This window comes from Psychrobacter proteolyticus (assembly GCF_003350005.1).
Taxonomy (GTDB): domain Bacteria; phylum Pseudomonadota; class Gammaproteobacteria; order Pseudomonadales; family Moraxellaceae; genus Psychrobacter; species Psychrobacter proteolyticus.
Window position 1 is genome coordinate 537,264 of record NZ_QLKS01000002.1, and the last position, 13,250, is coordinate 550,513.

A 13,250-nucleotide genomic window follows, 5' to 3' on the forward strand; every position below is an offset into this window, starting at 1 on the left:
ACTTTGAAAATTCAGATAGTGGTTTTGAATTATTTTAATCACCTTTAACTCATCTTGGAATAATAATGATAAAAATTGGTCAAGGTATCGACGTTCATGCTTTCCATAATAATGGTCAGCAGCAACAATATGTCATACTAGCGGGCGTGCCTATTGAGCATACTCACAGTTTGCTCGCACACTCTGATGGGGATGTGGTCTTGCACGCACTTGCTGATGCGCTACTTGGTGCATTGGCGCTTGGCGATATTGGGCAGCATTTTCCCGATACCGATGCGGCACATGCTGGATTGGATTCACGAGTACTGCTGCGTTATGTCTATAGTAAAGTGCAAGAGGCTGGTTATAGCCTAGGCAACGCTGATATTACGGTGATGTGCGAGCGTCCAAAGTTAGCGCCGCATAATCCAGCAATGCGAGCTAATATCGCCAGTGACCTGCAAACAGATATTAGCAATATCAGCGTGAAAGCGACCACGACTGAAAAATTGGGATTTACGGGTCGTCAAGAGGGCATCATGGCCAATGCCGTGGTATTATTAGTCCCTAATGCTATCGAACCTATATAGATAGAAATTCGTGCTTGTAATACAGCGGCAGTCGCCCCATGTATCAGCCACATCTTTACACAATTATTTTATATAAATAATCATTTTAATGAACCGCTTTATCAATAGGAGCTTTTATGAGTGAGCAAACCCCAAACACTGCTGCAAACGACGTTGAACAATTGATCCGTGATCAAATCCGTGACAATAAAGTTATTATCTACATGAAAGGCACACCGCAATTTCCACAGTGTGGTTTTTCTGCGCGCTCTATCGAAGTGTTGACTCAGATTGGTCGTCCATTTGCGTTTGTAAACATTTTAGAAAACCCAGAAATCCGTGCAACGTTGCCAAAAATCGCGAATTGGCCAACGTTCCCGCAGTTATGGATTGATGGTGAGCTGATGGGTGGATCAGACATCATCTTGCAAATGTATCAATCAGGCGAGCTAAAGCCATTGGTTGAAGCAAACAGCCCTGCTGCTTAATACTTGAAAGTGCGAATTGGATGTCTTTAATGTCCAATTAGCCTTTGCAAGTTACAAGCACAGTAAACCCAGATAGTCATTTAATGGCTGTTTGGGTTTTTTTATTGTCGCTATTAGTAACGTTAGTACCGTATTTATTATTGTCCCCATTAGTATTGCCACTCGCGTATGTCATTAGGTTTCGTTGTTTTTATAGGATTTACCCCCATATAGTGTCCAAGATACCAGCGATATAAATAATAATTATCAGATGAGTAAGAGAACTTTATGAATAACCAAACCAGCGAACAGTTAAATGAGCAAAGAGAAGCGGCTGAGCAGGCGGCGATTGAAAAGCGCCGTGAACGTTTGAAAAATGAATCGACACGCATTATTGAGATTGCCAACAATGAATCATACTCAGCACTTAAATGTATTCATCAGCTTAGTGTGGCAGGTGGTGCAACTGAAGCGACATATGTGGCTATCGAGCAGCGTATCGTTGTAGACCAAGATCCTGCAGGTGCTTATCATTTGGCACTTTTAGCACAAAACACACCTGATTTGCCAATCGATGCCCGTCAGCTTATCGAGTTGGTAGTCAACAAGGGTGATAACCATCAGCGCTTGGCATTGCTTAAAAACTTACCGTTACCGCCAGTTGATCTCATCAAAGAGCAGATTTTAGCCAGTGATGATGGTGAAGCGATTGGTCAAATGAACGCCTATCTACAAATCAATCCAGAAGGGTATGGTAGTCATCATATGCTGTCTAGTGGGCAATCAGATCAGATCGTACCGCTTAGTCTTGGCAATAATAACCAAAATAATAATCAAAACAGTAACTAGTAAGGCGACAACTAGCAAGACAGTAACTAGAGTAGAGAACTTTTCGCTTAATTTTAATAGTTTTTGTTCTAACATTTTTTAAGTATCAAAAAATTGTTATAATTATGGGTTATTCAGGGCGTGTCCTTAATCTGAACAAAAGCATCTGAATGGGCTAAAAATGGTTAAATATTGCCAAACTATGTCAAATAGCTGGTTAATATCCTGATATTATCTGCGCTACTTTCCTTGTTTGACTGCAATTTACCTCATTTTTATCACCATTTTCAAAATAAGAACACGCCCTAACCAATTATGAACGACTTATCTGAGTCGTTATCTTCTTATAAATTCGACTGACGTTTATTTGCTGCCTGTTTTCTTATTTGAACATAGGATATGGCAATTAGCAGCGTTATGAGTCAAGTGAGGCACATATGCAATACCCAAAACATTACGACGTGATAGTGATCGGCGGTGGTCATGCTGGTACAGAAGCTGCTCTGGCGGCTGCACGTATGGGCGCACAGACCTTATTGTTGACGCATAATATTGAGACGCTCGGGCAGATGAGCTGTAACCCTGCGATTGGCGGTATCGGTAAATCGCATCTAGTACGTGAGATTGATGCGCTAGGCGGTGCAATGGCATTGGCCACGGACAAAGCAGGTATCCAGTTTCGTGTACTAAATAGTCGCAAAGGCGCTGCCGTTCGTGCCACGCGTGCGCAAGCAGACCGTATCTTGTATAAAGCGGCTATCCGCCATACGTTAGAAAACCAGCCAAACCTAGATATATTCCAGCAAGCCGCTGATGATATCTTGGTCGAAAACGGCCGTGCGACGGCAGTCGTGACTTCTACAGGTATTATCTTTAAGACCGAAACAGTGGTACTGACCTCAGGGACTTTCTTGGGCGGCGTTATCCATATTGGTCTAGAAAACTCCAATGGTGGGCGTGCAGGGGATCAGCCGTCTATCAAATTAGCAGATCGTTTACGTGAGCTTAAGCTGCCAGTTGGTCGTCTAAAAACGGGTACGCCGGCACGTATCGATGCGCGTAGTGTTGACTTCAGTGTAATGACGGTACAGCCGGGTGATACGCCATTGCCAGTGATGAGCTATATGGGTGACGTCTCTATGCACCCTGAACAGGTCAATTGTTATATTACGCATACTAATGCGCGTACTCATGACATCATTCGTGAAAACCTTGACCGTTCACCAATGTTCTCTGGAAAAATCGAAGGCGTGGGCCCACGTTATTGCCCATCGATTGAAGACAAAATTCACCGTTTTGCAGACAAGGACAGCCATCAGATTTTCATCGAGCCAGAAGGTCTGACCACGCATGAGTTATATCCAAATGGTATCTCAACCAGTTTGCCGTTTGATGTGCAGTTAGACTTTATTCATAGTATGAAAGGGTTAGAAAATGCCCATATTACTCGTCCAGGTTATGCCATTGAGTATGATTATTTTGATCCACAAAACCTAAAGCCAACGCTAGAAACTAAGTCTATTGATCGTCTGTATTTTGCTGGCCAGATCAATGGTACGACGGGCTATGAAGAAGCGGGCGTGCAGGGTTTATTGGCAGGTACAAACGCAGCATTGGTCACCACTAATAACAGCGAGTTTGACGTGTGGACACCGCGCCGTGATGAAGCGTATCTTGGCGTGTTGGTTGACGATTTGATTACCCATGGTACTACCGAGCCGTATCGTATGTTTACGAGCCGCGCAGAGTATCGTTTATTGCTACGTGAAGACAATGCAGATCAGCGTTTGACAGAGACTGGTCGTAAGCTAGGTCTAGTAGACGATGTGCGCTGGCAGGCTTATCAAGAAAAAATGGAAGCGATCACGACAGAGACTTCACGCCTAAAAGATATGTGGGCAACCCCTGCTAATGCGCTAGGCAAAAAAGTGACAGAGCAAACAGGAGAGATGCTTAGCAAAGAAGCGACAGCCTTTGATTTGCTCAAGCGTCCGCAGATACATTTTGCTGATATCGCTGCTATTACTGATTCGCAGGTCGATACACAAGTGGGTGAGCAGATAGAGATTTCTGTCAAATACGCAGGCTATATCGACCGTCAACAAGAAGATATCGATCAAATGAAGCGACTAGAAAACACGGCGCTACCTTTAGACTTTGATTATAGTATCGTGTCAGGTCTATCGAACGAGATTGTACAGAAACTCACGCAAGTTCGTCCTGCGACGCTAGCTCAGGCGGGACGTGTAAGCGGTGTAACCCCTGCTGCCATTCAGTTATTGGCAATGACGGTTAAAAAGCATAAAAAAGCAAAAGCTGCATTGGACTCATAACAGCTATGTAATAAAGCCTTTTATAATAAAGTACTTATAGTATAAAAAGCCCGTAACGACATTTCGTTACGGGCTTTTGTTTGTCAAAAAAACAGTCGATTTTGAAAGAAAGTCACATGTAACCTTGTCCTACTTACTACTTTGTCTCTATACTAGGTCAGTAAATTTTCTTACTACTTGTTAATTTGTCTCGCTGATGTCCATATATTGATGGGCTTGTCACCGAACTGAGTCTACTTATGATTGATGCTATTGTTTTTGCTATTACCATTGTTTTACCCAACCTTGCCTTAATGTGGTTGGGTTTTTTTATGCAACGACGTGGTGAGGCAAGCCAAACTTTTATCGATCAGGCATCAAGTTTTGTCTTTAATTATTGCTTGCCGTGTTTATTGTTTTTTAGCGTGGTCGATAGCGACGTCGATTATGGTAAGCAAATTACGCTTATCCTTGTTGGTATCTTGGTGACGTTTATATTATTTATTGGCGCAGAGTTTTATGCCAAACGCTTCGTCAAGCGTCCTGAAGACCAAGGCGTGTTTGTACAAGGCGTATTCCGTAGCAACATGGCCATCATTGGCCTTGCAACCGTGGCCAACGCTTATGGCGCGCAAGGATTAAGTATCGGTGCTGTCTATATGGGCGTAGTGACAATACTGTTTAATATCTTGGCAGTCATTACCTTGAGTCGCGTATCCAAAAGTGTGGATGACACATGGGTTAGTCGCGGTACGATGATTGTGAAAAAATTACTGACCAATCCTCTGATTTTGGCATTGGTTGGGGCATTCGTCTATAAGGCACTGCCACTACCGCCACTCACTGGTGTGATTCATACGACTGGTGATTTACTGGCAGCGGTGGCTCTGCCGCTAGCACTGATCTGTGCAGGTGCTAGTATTAATCTAAAGTCTATGTTGCATCCTTCGGGCTTATCCATGCAGGCGAGTATTGGTCGAATTGTCATCGCACCATTAATCGCGATCGCTGTTGGACTTGGGTTCGGGCTATCAGGCGTGCATATGGGGGTGTTGTTTTTGATGGTCGCATCACCAACGGCTGCAGCCAGCTATGTCATGGCAAAAGCAATGGGTGGCAATGATGTACTCGCTGCCAATATACTTGCCTTTACTACCGTTGTCGGCATGTTTGGCATGGCTATTGGAGCAGCGACGTTACGTGCGCTGGGGTTAATGTAATGCAGATTTTATACTATTTTTAAATAAGTAAGTACTTTCGCTTTACCTAACTTTGACAGCATTAAAAAAGCCCTCTTTTCAAATAAGAAAAGAGGGCTTTTGGTATTAACTTAGCGTTCACTATTACGCTTTTCTTCACGGCGCTGCTTGCGCTTTGGACTAGTACGGTAGGTCAAATAACCACCGACAGCCATGACCGCAAGAAAGGCGATAATATACATAAATATTGACGAGCCAATCATGAGCGACGCACTGATAATAGGAGTTGCTTCCATGTCAAAAATCCAGCTAAGGTTCATCAATAATTATGCAAGTGTCTCATTTCATTGTAAAGTAAATAAGTTTAGCTCCGGTGTAAGTTCAAGTGAGCGGACACGGGTGGCTTGGTCATAGATATTAGCCGTTACGATCAACTCATCGGGCTGATATGTGGCCAAAAACGCAGCCAGTTTCGGCTTGACCGTTTCGACAGAGCCAATGAATGATACTGACAATGCATTATCTACCATCATTTTTTCTGCTTGACTCCAGATACTGTCCATATCGTGAGTAGGCTTGGGCATCTGACCTGTTTCCCCACGGCGCAAACGTACAAAGCTCTGCTGTGCTGAAGTAAAGTGATACTGAGCGGTTGCATCATCATCTGCCAATAGTAAGTTTGCAGCCAGCATTACATAAGGCTTATCTAGATAGACAGATGGTTTAAACTGCTCACGGTAAGCCTCAATTGCTTGCCCAAGCATTTGAGGGGCAAAGTGAGAGGCAAACACATAAGGTAGCCCTAAATGTGCAGCCAAGGTCGCTCCAAAAAGAGAAGAGCCTAATATCCAGATAGGCACACCTGATTTTGCACCAGGAAATGCCTGTACAGGACTGCCATCTGTATCATTACCTAGGAAATACATCAACTCTTGGACATCTTGTGGGAAGCGTTCTGCATCTTTCATTTGTCGACGTAGTGCCTGAAACGTCGCGCCATCAGTACCAGGTGCACGGCCTAGACCTAAGTCTACACGGTCGCCATATAATGCCTGCAAAGTACCAAACTGCTCAGCAATCACGAGAGGGGCATGGTTCGGTAGCATGACGCCGCCAGCACCAATACGGATACGGTCAGTTTGACTACCGATATGCGATAGTAGTACTGAAGTGGCTGCACTGGCGATGCCCGGCATATTGTGATGCTCTGCCATCCAGTAGCGGTTTAAACCTGATTTTTCTGCTTGCTGCGCGGTTTCGACCGTTTGAGCGATGCCTTCAGCGATGGTTTTGCCTTGAGGGACAGGCGCGAGATCTAAGAAAGATAAAGGAATTTTGTTATTCATAAATGTTCCAGTAGAGTGTAAATTATTTTCTATTGATATGCTTATAGAGAGTGGTAGTTTCAAGTGCCGCTAGTCACTGTTAATGAATCATAACAAAGTAGGCTAACTCTGTTTTTAAGCTCACTTAACAATTATTAAGGTGTATTTATAAAGGTTGTCGTTGGTAAAAATAAGCGATAGATAAACCATAAGTAAGGTGATAAGAGAACTTCGCGGCATTATGTTATGGCATTAAAAAAAGCAGGCAACCTAGGTTACCTGCTTTTTTAGTGAATCTTTTATCAAAAAACAATAAGTCAAATCATTGCTATTTTCATAGCTAAATAAAGCACTATTTATCTTTATCACTCAGTTTGTAGGCTACGATATAATCACCAATAGTGGTTCCAACTGAACCATGACCACCTGCGACTAGGACTACCATCTGCTCACCTTTAGAGTTCAAGTAAGTCATTGGCGTTGCTTGACCGCCTGCTGGAATACGAACATTCCATAGCACATCGCCATTTTTCAGATCATAGGCTCGGAAATTATTTTCTGTCGCTGCTGATAAGAAGGCTAGTCCACCTTTAGTGACGATAGGTCCACCGATACCTGGCACACCCAGCTCCAATTTAATTGGAATAGGAGACAGGTCTTGTACCGTACCGTTTTTGCGCTGATAAGCAATCTCGCCTGTAGCTAAGTTGGCAGCAGCGATTGTGCCCCATGGTGGCTGCTGACAAGGTACACCAAGCGGTGATAAAAACGGTCCCATTTCTACTGCGTAATCCGCGCCTTCATTGGAATTTACACCTTGCTCACCTTTATTGGTTTCGACATCTCCAAGTGTTTCTTTGGGAATGAGCTTTGAGGTAAAGGCAAGGTAAGTTGGCATACCGAACATCACGCCATTTTCAGGATCGACAGCGATACCGCCCCAGTTAAAGGTACCAAAGTTACCAGGATAGACCAAGCTACCATTGGTTGATGGTGGCGTGTAGCGACCGTCATAATTGAGTTGGTTGAACTCAATACGGCACATCATCTGATCGATGAGGCTGGCACCCCACATGTCTTTTTCAGTCAGTTTTTCAGGCTCAAAGCTCAAACCAGAATATGGCTGAGTAGGGGCCGCATGTTCACCTGCAATGAGGTAGCCTTGCGGTGCATCACGCTCTTTGATGGGTACAATTGGCTCACCTGTAGCACGGTTCAAGACATAGACATCACCTTGTTTAGTCGGTACAACCAAAGCAGGTTGAACACCATCAGCTGTATCTAAATCTAATAATGTTGGCTGAGCTGGCGTATCCATATCCCATAGATCATGATGGACAAACTGCTGTACCCAGCGCGCTTCTCCTGTCTTGATATCTAATGCCACCACAGATGTTGCATATTTTTCTTCAGCAGCGTTACGATAGCTGCCTAGCTGATCGGGCGTACGGTTACCCATTGGGAAGTATGCTAATCCAAGCTCTTCATCAGCACTGGCAGTTGACCATGAATTTGGTGAGCTAGTTTTGTATGTTTGAGTCGGATCATTAACATCGAAAGGTGCTGTATTGTCAGGATCACCTGAGTCCCAGTTCCAAAGAAGCTCACCGGTATTGACATCATACGCACGTATCACACCAGAAGGCGAGTTAACATCATAGTTATCATTGACAGCACCAGCTACGATGATGGTATCACCCGCGATAACTGGTGGTGACGTAGAATAATAGTAACCTGCTTGATTGAATGGCATGTTATGCATCAAGTCTAATGCACCATCATCACCAAAATCCTGGCAGCGTTGCCCAGTATTTGGATCGAGTGCATATAGTTTCGCATCAGAAGTTGGGATAAATATCTTGGCATCGCATTGCTTAGATGCGTTTTCAAAGGTATTACCAGCAATTTTTTGTACTTGCACAGGACTGGTCGCTTGACCCGCATAATAAGAGACGCCGCGACATGTTTGATGTTGACGTTGTAGGTTTTTCTCTACTTTTGGATCAAATTTCCATAGTGTCTCACCAGAGTCTGCATCCAATGCCATTACCCAGTTGTGAGGGGTACACATATATAAAGCGTTGCCAGTCTTTAGTGGCGTTGCTTGATAAGTGGTCTCACCAACATCATTAGGGCCTTTAACATCACCTGTTTGGATTTGCCAAGCCAGCTCTAGATCTTTGACATTATCAGTATTGATTTGAGATAAAGGAGAATAGCGTTGTCCATAATCAGTACGACCATACGCGCTCCATTCGCCATCTGGAGTCTGCTGACCATTTGATAGTGGATCACCAAGGTTAGCAGACGTCTCATCTGAACTGACGTTTTGCTCATCATCGTTTGCACCAGTCAAATCAAGCTCGCCTAATTTATCAGTGGCGTTGTTTGCTAAGCTGCCAAAAGAGAGCAGTGCACCCACAACCACGCTAGCGAGCAATCCCCAATAGTACAGCGGATTTTTCTTAGCAGTGTCTGCAGTTGATGCGGCAGTACGGTCAGCGCTCGTTGTTAACTGAGCTCTAGACCCATGCATTTTTTTAGATACCCATGGCAATAGCATGAGCAAACCAAATATGAGCGGGAAACCAACTCGAGGCGCTAGCCCCCACCAATAAAATCCGGATTCCCAAAGTGCCCAAACCACAGTTACTACGATAAAGATTGCGTAGAGTCCGTAAGCACTCCAGTGTTTTTTAAACAATAAAAAAGCTGTCGTCAGCATAATAACGCCAGCAAAAAGATAGTAAGGACTACCGCCTAGAGAGAGCAAATAAGCGCCGCCAATAAGCAAGGGGGCGGCAAATACTGCCATAATGATCGCTATGAGTTTTTCCATGAGCGGTACCACCTGTTTATATAAGAGCAAATGGACATGCAGTGATCGACACCCAGTGGTTATTAGCTAGGCGTCCAGCAATACATGCATAAATGAAAAATAAAACGTTGAATAACGTTCTAGACATTATTTTATCACTTATGCTTAAGCTCAGTAAAGGTGGAGTAAGGTAAGACCCACTCCTTAGTGGCTTAGTTTTAGTTGTCGAATTGTTTCTGACACAGCTCCATGAACGCACGTCCATATTGGCGGATTTCTGCATCATCGCGTACCGCCATCCAACTGGTAAAGCGACCAAAATGATCGACGGGTATGGCAGTCAGGTTTTGGTAATGACTTGGCTCAAATGCCATTTCTGCGATGATACCAATACCTAGGCCCAGACCGACATAGGTGCTGATTACATCGGCATCAAGTGCCGCTAATACGATATCTGGCTCTAACCCTGCTTCATCAAACGTCTTGTCAATCGCGCCGCGTCCTGTAAAACCACCGTGATAAGTCACAATCGGATAGCTGGCAAGTGTGGGCAGGTCAATAGACTCTTGGCTAGCCAGTTCGTGATCACTCGGTACGATGACCCGATGCGTCCAGTCATAGTAACGGTAGCATCTAAGATAGTTATTATGTAGCAAAGACTCAGTGGCGATACCGATATCGGCTTGACCACGTATGACCATCTGAGCGATGGTCTCAGGATCTGCCTGTTGCAAAATCAAATTTACTTTAGGAAAGCGATCTTTGAACTCTTTAACCACTTGCGGCAGTACATAACGCGCTTGTGTGTGAGTGGTGGCAATCGTCAACGTACCGATGTTTGGATTATTAAAATCTAAACTGAGGTTTTCAATGGTACGGATTTCAGCAAAGATAGACTCGATATGAGGCATGAGCGCTGTGCCCATGGTGGTCAGTCCCGTCAGGCGTTTGCCTTGACGCACAAACACTTCCGTTTTTAACTGGTTTTCTAGCGCAGCAATATGCTTTGATAAGCTTGATTGACTGGTATGTAGCACGGTCGCCGCTTGGCTTAAGTTATAACCGTTAATCACCGTATGCCATACTGTTTCTAGCTGTTTGAGCTGAATCTGCAAATGCCGTTGGTTGACCACTACGTCGATTGCCATAACTTAATCCTATTGTATAAATATACAAACCTCGTCTGTATATGAAAGTAAAAATGTCTGAACATACAGTAATAAAGTAGTGTAAAACAAAGCTATTATTCTTGTATATAATAAATAGCTATCAATTTATGATAATTATGAATATAGAATTTGTATTTTGCAATGCTAAAAAATTATTCGTTCAGTAAATGCTGCTTAGTCAGTGAAACCATTTGACTTAACAACTCATAAAGAACGGTCATCATTAAGCATAAAAAACTAAGCATAAAAAAACAGCTACCTTCTAAAAGATAGCTGTTCGTTAGTTATAAAATTATTTACTACTGATAATTAGTTGATACTGACCAACTTCAAGCTTGGTTTATTTTGCAATATCAAAGCGATCTGCATTCATAACCTTGTTCCAAGCGCGGACGAAGTCACGAACGAATTTCTCTAAGTTATCATCTTGCGCGTATAGCTCAGCATAAGCACGTAATATAGAGTTAGAGCCAAATACCAAGTCTACACGGCTTGCTTTCCATTTGACGTTTCCTGTACCACGCTCACGTACTTCGTAGCTATTAGCAGTATTGTCGGCTGCTTTTACAGGGTGCCATGTGTAGTTCATGTCTGTTAAATTGACAAAGAAGTCATTGGTAAGCACGCCAGCACGTTCAGTAAAGACGCCATGTTGGCTCTGACCGTGGTTGGTATCAAGCACTCGCATACCACCAAGCAATACGACCATCTCAGGTGCTGTCAATCCCATTAGCTGCGTGCGATCAAGTAGCATCTCTTCTGGTGATACCGCATAGTCGCCCTGAATCCAGTTACGATAACCATCATGTAGCGGCTCTAAATCAGCGAAAGATTCGGCGTCAGTCATTTCAGCGTCAGCATCGCCGCGACCTGGATTAAACGGTACAGTAATATCTACGCCTGCATCGTTTGCTGCTTGTTCAATAGCGGCGTTACCAGCCAATACAATAAGGTCTGCTAAGCTAACGTCTTTATCAAAGCCAGACTGAATGCTGGTCAATGTCTCAAGTACACGTTGTAGCTGTTCTGGCTCGTTGCCTGCCCAGTCTTTTTGTGGGGCTAAACGGATGCGTGCACCATTTGCACCGCCGCGGTAGTCCGAAGCGCGGAAGGTACGAGCGCTGTCCCATGCTGTGATAATCAATTCACGACGACTAATGTCACTGTTTAATATTTGCGACTTTAGCGTTGCAATATCATCAGTAGTCAAGTCCGCATTACCTGTAGGAATAGGGTCTTGCCATACAAAGTCTTCGCTTGGTACATCGGCACCTAAGTAACGAGATTTTGGTCCCAAATCGCGGTGAGTCAGTTTGAACCACGCTCTAGCGAATACTTCATCAAAGTACTCTGGGTTGTTATGGAACTTCTCTGAAATCTCACGATAGATAGGATCTTTGCTCAACGCCATATCTGCGTCAGTCATGATGGGGTTACGACGTACACTTGGATCATGAGCATCTAGTGGACGATCTTCTTCTTTGATGTCAGTTGGTTCCCACTGCCATGCGCCCGCTGGACTTTTGGTCAGTGCCCATTCATGGTTCAATAGTAGCTCGAAATAACCGTGGTCCCACTGGGTAGGGTTGGTGGTCCATGCGCCTTCGATACCACTTGAAACGGTATCACCTGCATTACCACGACCTTTAGGATTGCGCCAGCCTAGACCTTGCTCTTTGACGTCAGCGGCTTCTGGCTCGTCTTCTAGTATCGTCGCATCACCATTACCGTGACATTTACCAACGGTATGTCCACCAGCGGTTAGAGCGACAGTCTCTTCATCGTTCATTGACATACGAGCAAAGGTAGTACGCATATCTTGCGCTGTTTTGAGCGGATCAGGGTTGCCATCGACACCTTCAGGATTGACATAGATCAAGCCCATTTGTACGGCTGCTAGTGGGTTTTCTAGCGACGCGCGGTCTTCGTCGCTGTCATAACGGTTTTTAGTAGCGGCTAACCATTCGCGCTCAGAACCCCAATAGATGTCTTTTTCTGGATGCCAGATATCAGCACGGCCACCAGCAAATCCTAGAGTTTTGAAACCCATAGATTCATAAGCCATGTTACCTGCCAAAATCATCAAATCGGCCCATGATAATTTATTGCCGTATTTTTTCTTGATTGGCCACAATAGACGACGGGCTTTGTCAAGGTTGACGTTGTCAGGCCAGCTGTTCAATGGTGCAAAGCGTTGGTTGCCAGTATTAGAGCCACCGCGACCATCAGCACCGCGATACGTACCAGCTGAATGCCAGGCCATGCGAATCATCAGTCCGCCATAATGACCCCAATCCGCTGGCCACCATTCTTGTGACTCAGTCATTAGGTTTTTTAGGTCAGTTTTGACCGCTTCTAGATCTAGCTGTTTAAAGGCTTCAGCATAGTCAAAGCCTTCACCCATTGGGTCAGTCTTTTTGTCTTGCTGATGCAATATGTCTAAGTTCAGTGCATTTGGCCACCAATCTGTCGCAGCAGAAGCAGTGGTGGTATGTGCCTGATGCATAACAGGGCAGCCGCCCATGCTAGGACGCTGAGGCTCGTGCGAGTTATCAACGTTTTCGCTATGGATCGTTGGGCCTTG

The 13,250-nt window shown here is 44.4% G+C and carries 10 protein-coding genes; 5 read left to right on the forward strand and 5 right to left on the reverse strand.

What is annotated here, in order from left to right:
- Nucleotides 1-65: 65 nt before the first annotated feature.
- The 5 genes from ispF (at nt 66) to DXK30_RS06730 (ending at nt 5,375) form a co-directional block, all read left to right on the forward strand.
- Nucleotides 66-569 (forward strand): 2-C-methyl-D-erythritol 2,4-cyclodiphosphate synthase, encoded by a 504-nt coding sequence (ispF, locus tag DXK30_RS06710; RefSeq protein ID WP_114701035.1) that lies wholly within the window; start codon nt 66-68, stop codon nt 567-569.
- A 116-nt stretch (nt 570-685) separates the two neighbouring features.
- Entirely contained in the window at nt 686-1,036 is a 351-nt protein-coding gene (grxD, locus tag DXK30_RS06715) for a Grx4 family monothiol glutaredoxin (RefSeq protein WP_057759647.1), read from the forward strand.
- A 267-nt stretch (nt 1,037-1,303) separates the two neighbouring features.
- Nucleotides 1,304-1,864 (forward strand): hypothetical protein, encoded by a 561-nt coding sequence (locus tag DXK30_RS06720; RefSeq protein WP_114701036.1) that lies wholly within the window; start codon nt 1,304-1,306, stop codon nt 1,862-1,864.
- A 416-nt stretch (nt 1,865-2,280) separates the two neighbouring features.
- On the forward strand, nt 2,281-4,176 hold the full coding sequence (gene mnmG / locus DXK30_RS06725; protein ID WP_114701037.1) for a tRNA uridine-5-carboxymethylaminomethyl(34) synthesis enzyme MnmG: 1,896 nt from the start codon (nt 2,281-2,283) through the stop codon (nt 4,174-4,176).
- Between the two features lie 239 nt (nt 4,177-4,415).
- Nucleotides 4,416-5,375: an AEC family transporter gene (locus DXK30_RS06730; protein WP_114701038.1), complete on the forward strand. Its 960-nt coding sequence runs from the start codon at nt 4,416-4,418 to the stop codon at nt 5,373-5,375.
- Nucleotides 5,376-5,485: 110 nt separating this feature from the next.
- Here the strand turns inward: DXK30_RS06730 and DXK30_RS12715 are convergent, their stop codons facing one another.
- The 5 genes from DXK30_RS12715 to katG form a co-directional block, all read right to left on the reverse strand.
- A complete protein-coding gene (locus DXK30_RS12715; protein ID WP_162799517.1) occupies nt 5,486-5,650 on the reverse strand; it encodes a hypothetical protein in 165 nt (54 codons plus the stop codon).
- Nucleotides 5,651-5,698: 48 nt separating this feature from the next.
- Entirely contained in the window at nt 5,699-6,700 is a 1,002-nt protein-coding gene (locus tag DXK30_RS06735; protein WP_114701039.1) for an LLM class flavin-dependent oxidoreductase, read from the reverse strand.
- Nucleotides 6,701-7,031: 331 nt separating this feature from the next.
- Nucleotides 7,032-9,518 carry a membrane-bound PQQ-dependent dehydrogenase, glucose/quinate/shikimate family gene (locus DXK30_RS06740; RefSeq protein ID WP_114701040.1) on the reverse strand — a complete coding sequence of 829 codons (2,487 nt, stop codon included), beginning with the start codon at nt 9,516-9,518 and terminating at the stop codon, nt 7,032-7,034.
- Between the two features lie 197 nt (nt 9,519-9,715).
- Nucleotides 9,716-10,645 carry a LysR substrate-binding domain-containing protein gene (locus DXK30_RS06745; protein ID WP_114701041.1) on the reverse strand — a complete coding sequence of 310 codons (930 nt, stop codon included), beginning with the start codon at nt 10,643-10,645 and terminating at the stop codon, nt 9,716-9,718.
- 361 nt (nt 10,646-11,006) lie between these two features.
- A complete protein-coding gene (katG, locus tag DXK30_RS06750) occupies nt 11,007-13,190 on the reverse strand; it encodes a catalase/peroxidase HPI (RefSeq protein ID WP_114701128.1) in 2,184 nt (727 codons plus the stop codon).
- Nucleotides 13,191-13,250 lie beyond the last annotated feature (60 nt).

Bases quoted from the DNA above. Each gene is read 5' to 3' on its own strand.
- ispF (WP_114701035.1), top strand. From the start codon at position 66: ATGATAAAAATTGGTCAAGGTATCGACGTTCATGCTTTCCATAATAAT.
- grxD (WP_057759647.1), top strand. From the start codon at position 686: ATGAGTGAGCAAACCCCAAACACTGCTGCAAACGACGTTGAACAATTG.
- DXK30_RS06720 (WP_114701036.1), top strand. From the start codon at position 1,304: ATGAATAACCAAACCAGCGAACAGTTAAATGAGCAAAGAGAAGCGGCT.
- mnmG (WP_114701037.1), top strand. From the start codon at position 2,281: ATGCAATACCCAAAACATTACGACGTGATAGTGATCGGCGGTGGTCAT.
- DXK30_RS06730 (WP_114701038.1), top strand. From the start codon at position 4,416: ATGATTGATGCTATTGTTTTTGCTATTACCATTGTTTTACCCAACCTT.
- DXK30_RS12715 (WP_162799517.1), bottom strand. From the start codon at position 5,650: ATGGAAGCAACTCCTATTATCAGTGCGTCGCTCATGATTGGCTCGTCA.
- DXK30_RS06735 (WP_114701039.1), bottom strand. From the start codon at position 6,700: ATGAATAACAAAATTCCTTTATCTTTCTTAGATCTCGCGCCTGTCCCT.
- DXK30_RS06740 (WP_114701040.1), bottom strand. From the start codon at position 9,518: ATGGAAAAACTCATAGCGATCATTATGGCAGTATTTGCCGCCCCCTTG.
- DXK30_RS06745 (WP_114701041.1), bottom strand. From the start codon at position 10,645: ATGGCAATCGACGTAGTGGTCAACCAACGGCATTTGCAGATTCAGCTC.
- katG (WP_114701128.1), bottom strand. From the start codon at position 13,190: ATGGGCGGCTGCCCTGTTATGCATCAGGCACATACCACCACTGCTTCT.